15 protein-coding genes and 1 riboswitch are annotated in these 12,551 nt (G+C 36.7%); of the genes, 2 read left to right on the top strand and 13 right to left on the bottom strand.

Features of this window, described 5'->3' with window-relative positions; genetic code table 11:
- Positions 1–8: 8 nt before the first annotated feature.
- From ACFSUL_RS15735 to ACFSUL_RS15680, 12 genes are all read right to left on the bottom strand, one after another.
- A complete protein-coding gene (locus tag ACFSUL_RS15735) occupies positions 9–662 on the bottom strand; it encodes a hypothetical protein (RefSeq protein ID WP_377936889.1) in 654 nt (217 codons plus the stop codon).
- Positions 663–704: 42 nt separating this feature from the next.
- Positions 705–938, bottom strand: coding sequence for a YbxH family protein (locus tag ACFSUL_RS15730; protein WP_071412286.1), 234 nt, complete (start codon positions 936–938; stop codon positions 705–707).
- A gap of 174 nt (positions 939–1,112) precedes the next feature.
- Positions 1,113–2,078, bottom strand: a complete 966-nt coding sequence (trhO, locus tag ACFSUL_RS15725) for an oxygen-dependent tRNA uridine(34) hydroxylase TrhO (RefSeq protein WP_377936888.1) — start codon at positions 2,076–2,078, stop codon at positions 1,113–1,115.
- A gap of 319 nt (positions 2,079–2,397) precedes the next feature.
- The gene (locus ACFSUL_RS15720) at positions 2,398–2,901 is read right to left on the bottom strand and encodes an NAD(P)-dependent oxidoreductase (RefSeq protein ID WP_377936887.1); all 504 of its coding nucleotides are present in this window, start codon (positions 2,899–2,901) and stop codon (positions 2,398–2,400) included.
- A complete protein-coding gene (locus tag ACFSUL_RS15715; protein WP_377936886.1) occupies positions 2,898–3,644 on the bottom strand; it encodes a sirohydrochlorin chelatase in 747 nt (248 codons plus the stop codon). The genes ACFSUL_RS15720 and ACFSUL_RS15715 overlap by 4 nt, the downstream gene beginning before the upstream one ends.
- Positions 3,641–4,417 carry a uroporphyrinogen-III C-methyltransferase gene (cobA, locus tag ACFSUL_RS15710; RefSeq protein ID WP_377936885.1) on the bottom strand — a complete coding sequence of 259 codons (777 nt, stop codon included), beginning with the start codon at positions 4,415–4,417 and terminating at the stop codon, positions 3,641–3,643. The genes ACFSUL_RS15715 and cobA overlap by 4 nt, the downstream gene beginning before the upstream one ends.
- Positions 4,418–4,793: 376 nt before the next feature.
- Positions 4,794–5,393, bottom strand: coding sequence for an adenylyl-sulfate kinase (cysC, locus tag ACFSUL_RS15705; RefSeq protein WP_377936884.1), 600 nt, complete (start codon positions 5,391–5,393; stop codon positions 4,794–4,796).
- A complete protein-coding gene (sat, locus tag ACFSUL_RS15700; RefSeq protein ID WP_377936883.1) occupies positions 5,380–6,528 on the bottom strand; it encodes a sulfate adenylyltransferase in 1,149 nt (382 codons plus the stop codon). The genes cysC and sat overlap by 14 nt, the downstream gene beginning before the upstream one ends.
- 22 nt (positions 6,529–6,550) lie before the next feature.
- Positions 6,551–7,603, bottom strand: a complete 1,053-nt coding sequence (locus ACFSUL_RS15695; RefSeq protein WP_377936882.1) for an inorganic phosphate transporter — start codon at positions 7,601–7,603, stop codon at positions 6,551–6,553.
- Positions 7,593–8,309 (bottom strand): phosphoadenylyl-sulfate reductase, encoded by a 717-nt coding sequence (locus ACFSUL_RS15690; protein WP_377936881.1) that lies wholly within the window; start codon positions 8,307–8,309, stop codon positions 7,593–7,595. Before ACFSUL_RS15690 ends, ACFSUL_RS15695 begins: the two co-directional genes overlap by 11 nt.
- Positions 8,310–8,496: 187 nt before the next feature.
- Positions 8,497–8,637 carry a YezD family protein gene (locus ACFSUL_RS15685; RefSeq protein ID WP_071412277.1) on the bottom strand — a complete coding sequence of 47 codons (141 nt, stop codon included), beginning with the start codon at positions 8,635–8,637 and terminating at the stop codon, positions 8,497–8,499.
- A 73-nt stretch (positions 8,638–8,710) separates the two neighbouring features.
- A riboswitch (SAM riboswitch) is annotated at positions 8,711–8,815 on the bottom strand.
- A gap of 237 nt (positions 8,816–9,052) precedes the next feature.
- Positions 9,053–10,126 (bottom strand): NAD(P)H-dependent flavin oxidoreductase, encoded by a 1,074-nt coding sequence (locus ACFSUL_RS15680; protein WP_377936880.1) that lies wholly within the window; start codon positions 10,124–10,126, stop codon positions 9,053–9,055.
- Positions 10,127–10,260: 134 nt separating this feature from the next.
- Here ACFSUL_RS15680 and ACFSUL_RS15675 point away from each other — a divergent pair, with 134 nt between their 5' ends.
- Positions 10,261–10,470 (top strand): heavy-metal-associated domain-containing protein, encoded by a 210-nt coding sequence (locus ACFSUL_RS15675; RefSeq protein ID WP_377936879.1) that lies wholly within the window; start codon positions 10,261–10,263, stop codon positions 10,468–10,470.
- 182 nt (positions 10,471–10,652) lie between these two features.
- Complete coding sequence (locus tag ACFSUL_RS15670) at positions 10,653–11,102, top strand: S1 domain-containing RNA-binding protein (RefSeq protein ID WP_071412274.1); 450 nt, start codon at positions 10,653–10,655, stop codon at positions 11,100–11,102.
- Positions 11,103–11,254: 152 nt separating this feature from the next.
- Here ACFSUL_RS15670 and ACFSUL_RS15665 read toward each other — a convergent pair whose 3' ends face one another.
- The gene (locus ACFSUL_RS15665; RefSeq protein WP_377936878.1) at positions 11,255–12,523 is read right to left on the bottom strand and encodes a glycoside hydrolase family 18 protein; all 1,269 of its coding nucleotides are present in this window, start codon (positions 12,521–12,523) and stop codon (positions 11,255–11,257) included.
- Positions 12,524–12,551 lie beyond the last annotated feature (28 nt).

The following is a 12,551-nucleotide window of genomic DNA, read 5'->3' as shown; positions in this document are numbered from 1 at the left end:
TTGTTTTTCTAATACTCTCCTTCAAGGCTTTGTAAGGAGTCCATATGGCTTGCAATCATCGCAATTATTGTACTTGCTTCATCTTTACTAAAAATAAAATTATACTCATCTTTTATTATTTCATCTTCTGATGTCCGCAACCGATTAACTCGTTGTAGAATGCCATCACCTGTTTCCGTTAGGATGCCAAACTTGTATGTTACTTCTAGATCCTCATCTTCATCCATAAAAGCTGTCACTTCTGGTGTTTCCCATTCTACCTCCACTTCTGCAATTAGTTCATCTTCATCGTATTCTTCATCAAGAAAGAATTCATCTTCAGCGTACTCTTCTTCTAAAACGAGTTCTTCATCATTTATATAGCCATGGAAGCTTTCATGGACAATATCCACAATGTCTTCTATGTCATCAAGAATTGTTTTAGAACTTAAATCAAAGTCCAAATCATAGGAGCTTAAATAGAATTCTTCATTGTACGGATCGAAAAATAAAGTACAAAAGTATTCCCTGTCATTGTCTTCTGTTTCAACAAAAAATTCGATTCTTGGATGTTTTGCCCCTTTATCAATAGACATATGACCTTGTTTGTCATATTTATCACATATCGATTCGAGATGATCTTGCAGTTCACCACTTACCCTATCAAACCATTCTAAAGACATAGAAATTCTCCTTCCTCTTACTAATTCAAAATTAGTATTCCTCTAATTTATGGTATTGATCATTCCATTGTTATCCAAATTTTTTAAAGGTTTATTTGTATTACAATAGTTATCTACTAACTGTTCAATCTGGTCATGTTCAGGGAATTTCCCAGAAAAATTAAATTTAATTTCTTCAATAAATTTCCCTTCGCGATAAACATGGATTGCTCCATTCTGTTCAATGACACTAAACTCAGGCTCGAAGCGCAGTCCATCCCGTTCAATAGCACCCATTATTTCACACCCTTTTTGTATTTTTGTTTAGTATGAACGGAAAAGATTTATTTAACACAAATTAATTATTCACTGAATCTAGACGTATATTGGTCTGATAGGAAATTCAGCCATATCCAAACATAAAAAAAGTGCCAACAGACTATACTTGTTGGCACTCTAAGGGTACTATTCTTAATTTTTAACTGCTTCTTCTTCAATTTGCTTTAATCTTTCAGCTACATCTTCTTCTGTTAACTCATGTTCTACAATATAACGGTTGTTTGGATGAACACGGCACTCATGAGAACAACTACGCATATATTTATGTTCATTTTCTTCTGAAGCTAAAATCTTTTTATTGCAAAATGGATTTGCACAGTTCACATAACGTTCACATGGTTCACCAGTAAAGTAATCTTTACCAACAACTACATGTTCTTTTTGATTTACAGGGACACCAATTCTTTCATCAAACACATAAAGCTGACCGTCCCATAATTGTCCTTGAACCTCTGGGTCTTGACCATAAGTGACAATCCCTCCATGAAGCTGTGCTACATCTTCAAAACCTTCTTTTACAAGCCAACCAGAGAATTTTTCACAACGAATTCCACCTGTACAGTACGTAATGATCTTTTTACCGGATAGCTTATCTTTATTATCGCGTACCCAGTTTGGCAGGTCACGGAAGTTTTCGATATCTGGTCTAATAGCTCCTCTGAAGTGGCCAAGGTCATACTCATAATCATTTCTTGCGTCTAGTACAATAGTATCCTCATCTTGAAGTCGTTCATAAAATTCTTTAGGTTCTAAATATTCTCCAGTCAACTCATTAGGGTTTATGTCATCTTCTAGTCTTAAGGTTACAAGTTCCGGACGATGACGAACCTTCATTTTAGGAAACGCATGTTCATCTGCTTTATCAATTTTAAATACCATATCAGCAAAACGTGCATCGTTTTTCATTATATCCATATACTGATTTGTTTGTTCAACTGTTCCGGAAACAGTTCCATTAATACCTTCTGTAGCAATCAGGATTCTTCCTTTTAATCCAAGACTGTTACATAATTCTTTATGTTCCTTTGTAAATTCCTCAGGGTTTTCAATTGTTACATACTTGTAATACAACAATACTCGATATTGCTTATCTTCCATAATATTTCTACCACCTATCGATTTATATTTGCAAGATACAAATGTATTTAGGTTTGATGTTGATACACTTTATTCTTACGATATAACATTATAACAAAAAATAATCACAAAAATAAAGGGGGATTTTTGTTTAAGCTCATTTTATAAACATTCTTGTTAATTAATCCGCAGCTCAAACACACTTCACTTTCTGCAGGTATTCGTATTACTCAGTACTTCAAAATTATTACTCCATCTTATTTCAAAAACAACCCCCGCTTAACAGAATGTTTTTCCTTCCATATAAAAACACTGCCGTTTTCTAAAGGCAGTGTTTTTTCTAATTAGAGTTACTTTTCTTTATCTTTCTTTGATAATACTGGTTATTAAGGTCTTCAATAAATATTTCATCTACTTGATTTATAAAATTTTCACATAGTTCAGAAGCTATTTTCGGACTACCACCATTTGTTGTTACGGAAATTGCCAGACGCCCTTTTTTCTCTGATGCAGGAAAAGTAACATTCCCTCTTTCAAATTCCGAAACGATATTCGTTAATTGATTGTTGTCTGCCAATGAGGCGATTCTTTTGTTCAATTCTGCATCGTTTGTAGCCGCGATGATGAGAAAAGCTCCCTTTACATCATCTGATTGAAATTCACGCTTCACCCAAAAAAGCTTTCCAGTATCAGCAAAATATTTTAATTCGTTTGTTGCTGACGGACTAATAACAAACAGATCGGCTTCTTCATGGAGAATTTTCTTTACTCTTCTTTCTGCTATTTTCCCCCCACCGACAACTACAACGCGTTTTTGTTTTAACGATACATTCAATGCAATCATTTTATTTTCTCCGCAATAGTGGTTTCCTTAGCCTCTGCAACTCTTAGACTAATAATCTCAATTATATTTGGGTGTGGAAATAAATAATTGGTTCTGTGAATTCGTTTATCTCTATTATCTAAATTTCGCTTAATACCTTCATATAGCAAACCGGTAAACAACAGATAGGGAAGAAAAATGACTGTTTCACTACTCTTCTCAACTTCCCACTGTACGTCCTTAAAAGAGGGCTCTGTTCCATATAAGTAACAAACTTCCACTTTATTTGCTAGCTCTTTTTTCTCGACTAGAGAGATAAGTTTATTGAAATTTTTACTTAAATGAGGATCTGAACTCCCTCTTCCTATTAAAATCAAGCGATCCACATTTTCTGGTATATCCAATGACCTTACCCTATCTTCTACTATAGTTACCATTAAGTCATGAATACCAAATGGTTTTGCATATTTAATCGTAATATTTTCGTCGTTACCAGTAACATAAGCGGATAATTGTTCTGGTATGTCTATTTTCGCATGACCTGCTTCCATTAAAAGGAGCGGAACGACAATTATTTCTGTCGCTCCCTTAGCAACACATGTCTCAAATGCCGTTTTAATGGTAGGAGTAGAGATTTCAAGAAATCCAACTTCTTGAACATCTATCGGGATGGCACTTCTGCATTGTTCAGCCAAAGAATACGTTTCAGTGATTGCATCAGCTGACCTGCTTCCGTGCCCAATAAATAAAATGGCCTTACTCATATAAGTACTTCCTTTGCGGATGCTTCCATTGTTGACGTCGTAAACCAGTCAAGCTGCTTATGGAAATTCACTACTTCCCCAACGACAATCATACTTGGATTTTGAACTGCTTCCTGCTCTGCTATCCCAACAATAGTTTTTAATGACCCTGTAACAATTCTTTGGTGCGCATATGTACCCCATTCAATTAGGGCGACAGGTGTGGAAGCAGGCTTTCCAGCTTCTATTAGTTTTTCCGTTATATCTGGCAGGTTTCTAACCCCCATATAAATAGCCAAGGTATCAACAGATTGAGCAAGGTGCTTCCATTTCAACTCATCCTTGGAATCATCTTTAAAGTGGCCTGTTAAAAAGGCACAACTTGAACTTACGTCTCGATGTGTAACAGGGATACCAGCATAGGCAGGCGCTGCAATTCCTGACGTTATTCCAGGGATAATTTCAAATGAAATACCTGCTTTTACTAAGTTTTCTGCCTCTTCTGCCCCTCGCCCAAATAAAAAAGGATCTCCTCCTTTTAGACGCGTAACAGCCTTCCCTTGCTGCGCGTACTTTACCAAAAATTTATTAATTGTCTCTTGTTTCATTGTGTGGTAATTAGGAAGTTTCCCACAGTAGACAAGATCCGTTCCAGGGCTTGCATATTGTAAAATTTCCTTATTGATAAGTCGGTCATAAAGAATGACATCCGATGCTTGAATACATTTCATTGCTTTAATCGTTAAAAGGTCAGGATCACCAGGACCTGCCCCAACTATATAAACTTTTCCCATCTTAATTTCTCCTTTTTATTCAGTAAGGACAAATCCTGCTCCTTTTCTGATTTTTTTATCCAGGCTCTTTTCTCATAGATTGTTATTTTCACTTATAAATTTTCCCCATTGATTTCTGCTACGAGCACTTACTTTCCGCGGGGAGTCAAGTGCCCGTATCTCCAATAAATTCAAGAGGTCCAATTTAGTTTTCAGCTAAAAAGTAACACTCTTTACGAAAAGACCCTTCATCTAATATCGTGTCTTCCTATTCTGAAGGAAACAGAAATTTCTTTAATTTGATTCTTTCAACAAACTAAGTATTTAATATATTCAAAATATAACAAAAGTTAAATCTGTATTCCATTAAATTGGTCTGTTTCTAACTCGTTTTCCGTTATATCCAATTCTTCTTCTCCAAATGTTCCAAAATACTAGTCACACATTCTTGTAAATTACTAGTCTCCGTATTAATAGTGATTTCCGGATTCACTGGCTGCTCATATGGAGAGTCAATACCGGTGAATTGTTTAATTTCTCCATTTCGAGCTTTTTTATAAAGCCCTTTAGGATCCCTGTTTTCACATTCTTTTAACGAGCAATCCACATACACCTCTATAAATTCCTCTTTTTCCAGTAGATGACGGACTGTGTTTCGATCTTCTTTAAAGGGTGAAATAAATGCAGTGAGAACAATCGTTCCAGAATCAACAAATAATTTTGCAACTTCTCCAATTCGTCGAATATTTTCCTTGCGATCTTCTTCTGAAAACCCTAAGTCATTGTTGAGTCCATGACGAATGTTATCGCCATCCAACACATAATTAGCGGTGTTTCGATTATATAATTCTGTTGCGACTGCATTAGCAACAGTTGATTTCCCTGAACCGGACAATCCTGTAAACCAAAGAACAAAGCTATGATGTTTATTTTTCTGACGTCTTTCTATTTTTGAAACGGATGCATCATGCCATATAATATTTTCAGCCAATTCCATCACCTACTTTCTGTTTTAGTCCTTCAACAAGGACATCTACAACTTCTGGTCTGCTGAATGTAGAAGGAAGCGGGTCACCATTTCTCAACTTTTCCCTCACTTTTGTTCCACTTAAAATGACATGATCAGCTGCGTCGTGTGGGCAAGTCTTCTTCGATGCCATGTTTTCACACTTACTGCAATAAAAACTGTGTTCAAAGAATAATGGTTTAATCCCTAATTCTTCAGGAAGAAAGTTGCTAAATATTTTCTGTGCATCATATGTACCGTAATAGTTTCCTACACCGGCATGGTCTCTACCGATAATAATATGGGTACAACCATAATTTTTACGGACAATCGCATGAAAAACTGCTTCTTTCGGACCAGCATATCGCATCGCAGCTGGAAAAACACCAAGTCTTACTCTATCTTTTGGATAATAGTGATCAAGCAGTACTTTATAGCTTTTCATACGAATTGGTGCCGGTATATCATCTTTTTTCGTTTCCCCAACGAGCGGGTGCAGAAATAATCCATCAACTGTCTCTAATGCCGTTTTTTGAATATATTCATGTGCACGATGAACAGGGTTTCTAGTTTGGAAGCCAACAATTGTTTTCCAACCTTTCTCTGCAAAAAATTCTCGTGACTCAGATGGTTCTAAATATTCTGCCGGAAACGGTTTTTCTGTTTTCTTTGTAAGAGTAATCGGACCTCCTAAGTAAACTTCTCCTCGTTCAAAAAGTTTTTTGACTCCGGGATGTGCCCACTCATCCGTCTGATAAACGGAAACTGCTTCTTTCTCTTTGTCAGGGGTGAATTTGTCTGCGACTTCAATAAAGCCGTATGTTGTTCCTTTATTTGTTAATTTAACCTTGTCACCGATTTGAATGGAAGCTGCTTGATCCTCTGCAATCGGCAATGTAACCGGAATCGACCAGATCGTTCCATCTGCTAGTTTCATATTTTGAACAACAGAACGGTAGTCACTTTCCGTTAAAAATCCTATTAGGGGACTGAACGCCCCTATTCCTATCATTTCAAGATCGCTTAATGCAATTGAATCTAACTCAATAGAATTCCAGTTTTCTTGAATTGTTTCACTTGGGTTAAAACGATTGACTAAAATACCTCCGTGTGGTTTTAATGACATAAATATTTCTCCTCTCTCATTTTTATTTAGCTTGATAAACTTTTTTCTGTTTTGATGGAAACAGTCTGTAAATAGATGCCACTGCCACGGCAAGCAGGATTGCCCACATTAGTGAATTCGAAAAGACCCATGCCTGCACCAGTAACAGAGACAATAGAAAAGAAAAAAATGGTGAAACGAGCCATACCCGCAAAATTTGGTGAACAATTTTCTTTTTAAAAACAGTCGTACCGTCTTTGGCTAGGCCGACACCTAGAATGGAAGAAGTCGTAACTTGTGTCATTGGTATCGGTACTCCAACTATGGAACAGACAATTACTAGAGCCCCACCAGTACTAGAAATCATTAAACCGTCTATCTTACTTAAAGAAACTATTTTTTTACCGTTTGTCTCGAGTACTCTCCAACCAAGAAGGAGGACCCCAACAGCAACAAATATTCCTCCTATCCATTTTCCTTCTTCAATGGACCAGTATCCCGCTCCAACTATTGGCCCTACAGCATTTGCTACATTATTCATCCCTGCAGAAAATGCTTCAATAAATCCTGCAATAACAAGAAGCCACATTATCCATCCCGATTTTTCCCAATGGCTTTTCCGTCGTTCATATTTCTTGAAAAATCTTTTAAATAGATAAGCAAAAGTAAAGGCAATAACCGGAACAATAAACCAAAATGAAATAATTTGAAGCAACTGCAGCACATATAAGCTCTGTAGTGAAACTCCTACACCGACCACTGCCCCGACGGTTACTTCACTAGTTGATAAAGGAATACCTAAAAGATTTGCCAAAAACAGTGACAGAGTAGAAGAAAGTAATATAATGACAACAATTTTTATGGACAGTAAATCGGTAGAAATGATTCCTTTTCCGATTGTTTTTATTACTTCTCCGCCGCCTATTGTTGCACCGAGAAAAATGGCTATAGCACAAACAATTAATGCGACTCGAGCTTTTTTTATTGCTCCAGACCCATAGGCAATGCCAATAGCGGCGGCTGCTCCGCTTGCCCCAATATTAATGGCAAAAAAACAGCTAATGATAATCGCAAGCCACACCATACTATCTGCCACTTACATCTTCATGTAATCCGCATTCTAGCTTGCTTTGACCTTGCCATCTACCGGATCTAAAATCATCTTCTTTAATGGCAGGAACCGTGCAATGGGAACATCCAATACTTGGATATCCTTTATCATGCAAGACGTTATAATCAAGGTCTTTACGATGCGCATAGCGCCAAATATCTTTCCATGTCCAGTGAATAAGTGGGCAAATTTTTATATTTTTGAACTTATGGTCCCGATTAACAAAATTAGTATTTTGTCTTGTTGGAGATTGTTCTCTTCTTAATCCAGAAATCCATGCTTCTTTGGTTGATAAAATGTCCTGTAATGGAACTACTTTTCGAAGGTGACAGCATTGATTCGGATCACTTTTCCATAATTCTTTTCCGTATTGTTTTTCTTGTTCTTGCAGAGAAATCTTTGGTTCTACTAATTTAATCGATAATGTTGGATATCGTTTTTTTACTTTTTCAATAACATCGTACGTTTCTTGAAAATGAACATTGGTATCTAAGAAAAATATCGATGCATCCTGTTTGACACGAGAAATTAAATCGATTAAAACGATTCCCTCTATTCCAAAACTACATGCATAAATAATATCTTCTGATTTATACGAAGAGTAGGCCCATTCTAAAACGTCAAGAGCACCCTTCGTTTCGTTATCTGTTAAAAAGTTTTTTTCAATATCGCTTGATTGATAGGTAATCATACCCCAGAACCTCCTTCCTACTTCCTTTTTTCAGCAAAGGCCTCTAGCCAATAGCACTAGACAAACCGAAATGTGAAAGTGGCTTGCCTCTAGCCGATGGAACTAGACAATAAAAAAGAGGCAGTTTTAAACGAAAGAGTACTATCTCCTTCGATTAAAACCGCCTCTAGTTTCTCTAGTCAGCAAGTTACTTTAAACGTAATTTTTCATTCTTTTCTAGTTGAATAATCTTTCCATCTTGGATAACGAGCGTGATAGATCCGTATTTCATTGGCTCGAGCATCTTTTCTAGTCTGTCAATTGCTTCCTGGAAGTTGTTGTCAGTCATTCCTGCAGTCCTCCTAACCATGTAAAATAAAAAAACCTTCCCATTTGGAAAGACTGTAGGATAAAATATTCCTAACTTATCTTCCAAAATGGTTACCATTTTGCTGGATGTAGCACCTTGCTTTTAGCAGGTTGCCGGGCTTCGCAGGGCCAGTTCCCTCCGCCTCTCTGGATAAGTATGACTGTTATGTTTCCAAATTTTACACACAATTCAGTAAAAAGTCAACCCGAGTTTTTCGATAGGAATTAAATATTTTAAAAAAGGTTCTATTTTACTATTTTGGAAGGGTTTTCACAATGTGCTAATGGATAAAAGTGGGTATATAAGCATCATAACTCTGCGTTCAGAGTACTTGGAGCAGACAAAAAAATAGTAGTCGTATAAGTATTTCCCACTTACACGGCTACTACCTTTTTTACTTATTTAACAACTTTTCTGACTCACGAATTAATTCTTCCATCAATTCTGGAACGGAAAGTTTTTTAGCAAGCTGAGGACTTTGTCCAGACCAAAGCGACATATACTCTGGATTATTTCTTGCTTTGGAAGCACTCCTTATTTCTTTTGTTAACGTATTTTGAACAGGAAACGGCGGCAAGAAATGCTGTTTGTCTTGAAAGTCTTTTATAAATTTATTATTAATTCCTCTTGCCCATTTTCCTGAAAATGCTTTCGTCATCGTTGTGTTTTCTTCCGATGAATTTAGAATTGCTTCTTTGTGGATGGGATGAGCACCACTTTCATGACAAGTTAAAAAAGCTGTCCCCATCTGTACGCCCTCTGCACCTAAACATACAGAAGCAGCTATTCCCCTTCCATCCATTATTCCGCCTGCTGCAATTACTGGAATAGTCACACTGTCAGCTATTTGTGGAATTAAAGACATTAAACCAATCATTCCACTATCCTCATTTTCCTGAAAACTCCCGCGATGACCTCCAGCTTCACTTCCTTGCGCAACAATAGCATCGACACCCATTTTTTCATTAAATACAGCCTCTTGTACGGTTGTAGCAGTGCCAATAATCGTTATTCCCTGTTCTTTTAATAAGGTGAGAATTTCTTTGGGTGGAAGTCCGAAAGTAAAAGAAACGATAGAAACTCTCTCTTCAATAAGAACATTGATTTGATCATGAAACATTTTTCTTGCCTTTTCTCCAGGCATAACCTCAGGGTTATATGTTTCTAATGAAAATAATGAGCGATAAGGTTCTAATAACTTGTAACCATCTAGCATCTCCTTTTCTGTACAGTAAAACTCATTTGGAACGAACAGGTTTACGGCAAATTTTCGTTGTGTTCGTTTCTTGATGTCTTTTATTTGATTCTGGAGCTGTGAAGGCGTCATATAACCAGCTCCAACCATCCCTAGCCCTCCATTATCCGATACAGCTGAAACTAGTTCTGAAGTTGTTATCCCCCCTGCCATTGGTGCTTGAAGAATGGGATATTGAATGCCTAATATATTTGTTAATTCTTTTTTCCACAATCGAAAAAACCTCCTGTAAGATGTGTTTACATTCCTATTCTCCAAATACCAAAAAAATCCTCTACATTAGGATAACTTTTTGTCTAGAGGGTATTAATAATGGTAGTTATGTTACTTAAAAGGAGGAAAAGTTTTTGGATAATACAACGTTCTATGTAAAGGAAGCTACTAATGAAGAATGTATAAGGACATTAGAAACGATTCTATCTGGAATAGATGGGGTAGACCGCGCACTCGTCGATGTAGAGGATGGGGAGGTAAAAATCGACTTTCATTCCTCCCAAGTTACGCTCGATGAGTTAAAAGCAAAAATTTCTCAGCATGGATTACATGTTAGAGAATAGCAAACATGTAACATACTCATATCGTTAGCGCTCGACTATTGAGTATGCGTTTAGATGCTGATGAAAAAAGGACTGAAAGTAGTCGATACTTTAATATGTAGTGTTAACACACTCCAATTGATATTGTTTTTTTTATTTGTTATAATGAGTTGTTTTTAACAATACTTTAGGGGGAACTTTTTTTGTCAATCGAAGTAGGCAGTAAGGTACAAGGTAAAGTAACAGGCATCACTAATTTTGGAGCATTCGTAGAATTACCTGGAGGCACAACAGGTCTTGTGCATATTAGTGAAGTAGCGGACAGCTATGTAAAAGACGTCAATGACCATCTCAAAATCGGAGATCAAATTGAAGTAAAAGTGATTAGTGAGAAAGACGGAAAAACGGCCTTGTCCATTAAAAAAGCTATAGATAAACCTGAAGGACGAACCTCTTCTTATTCTCAACGCCCGCAACGTCAGGGAAGAGATACTAGAAATTCCAAGGACTTCCGTTCAAAAAGTAATTTCAAACCAAAGGAAAGTTTTGAAGATAAAATGGCTCGTTTCTTAAAAACTAGTGAAGAAAATTTATCTACTCTCAAACGTAGTACTGAAACAAAACGAGGCGGTAGAGGCGGAAGACGCGGATAAGCTGTTGCATTTTTTATATTTTATAAAATAGACAAAGGAAAGCCTTGAGTAATTCGGCTTTCCTTTTTGTTGTGATTAAAATAACAAAAAGACCGTTTTAAAAGGATGGAAATGCCCCTACCTCTCCTACCAAAAGATGAGACCCTTTGTCATTATTCTTTACTGATAATAAGATTCTCTGAGACAAACCGCCAATTTTGCGGAAAAGGTAAACTTATTTGCCAATAGGTGGTTCCAAGTAGGTTATATATATCTAGTAACTTGTATTTTTCTTGAAAACTTCGAATGTCTTCAAACCAGACGATATGGTTTTCACCTGCTTTCCAATAGTGATAAAAAGGTGAAGCAGCATTAGTATCGTATTGAATAATGCTTCCCGATTGAATAGCTAAATTTTGCGCATTTAATACAGAGCGAGCAGACGTTGTATTTTCTGGTACCTTCCAATCATACCCGTACAGAGGGAAAGAAACTTGTAGTTTGTTAGGATCAATTAAGCTTGTAGCAAACCTTATTACTTGTTCCATCCACCAGATTGGTGAAATCGGGTTTGGAGGACCAGTAGGATAGCCATAATCAATTGTCATAACAGCGACTATGTCAGCGACGTTCCCAATTTCTTCATAGTCATAAGCACCAATAATTGGGTTTGAAGGTATGTCTTCTGTCTTAGCATGAACATTAACATGAAGAAGTAATGAACCTAATCGTTGTTTTAATTCATATAAGAAAACAACAAAGTTTGCTCTTTGTAGAGGTGGAATAAATTCAAAATCAATACTGACGCCACCATACCCCTTCTCCATAATAAAATGTAAGAGACTATCAATAAAATTACGTCTAAATACGGGTTCCTTTAGCACATTACCAATTAATTCTGGATTAAAATCTTCATCCGTGTAATTTCTAACCATGAGCAGCGGTGTAACATCCCATTGTTTACTTGCTGAAAGAATATTATCGTCATCAGTTTGTATGTAGACGTATCCCTCTTCTGTGAATGAATAGGCTGCAACTGCAATATACGTTAGATTATTAGCTATTCCCTCAAGGGTTGAAGTATACGATACGCCTGGATTCGGAACGATAAAACCGAGTGTTTTCAATACATTTTTATTTGGAGATGGAATGACTAGTACACTGCCTACTGTAAGTTGGGACGGATTTAGTCCTGGGTTCGCATCGTATAGTTGAAATGGGGATGTATTAAATTGTTGAGCTAACTTATTAATAGTGTCACCCGCTTTAATTTTATAATATCTCATTGAAAGATGTTGATCGGGTATATAAAGACTAAGGCCTGGGGTAAGTCGGTCTATAGTTGGTAAACCATTCACTGCACGAATTGTTTCAACGGGAGCACCATAAATTTGAGATATATTCCAAAGCGTTTCCCCTCTTTGCACAATATGAATTGCCATTTTCTCCACACCTTTTCTCTTCTTTCTA

This window comes from Bacillus seohaeanensis, assembly GCF_042684945.1.
In the GTDB taxonomy this organism is placed as follows: Bacteria; Bacillota; Bacilli; order Bacillales; family Bacillaceae_B; genus Rossellomorea; species Rossellomorea seohaeanensis.
Note: the sequence above shows the minus strand (reverse complement) of the source record. Positions and strands in the feature narration are given on the sequence as shown.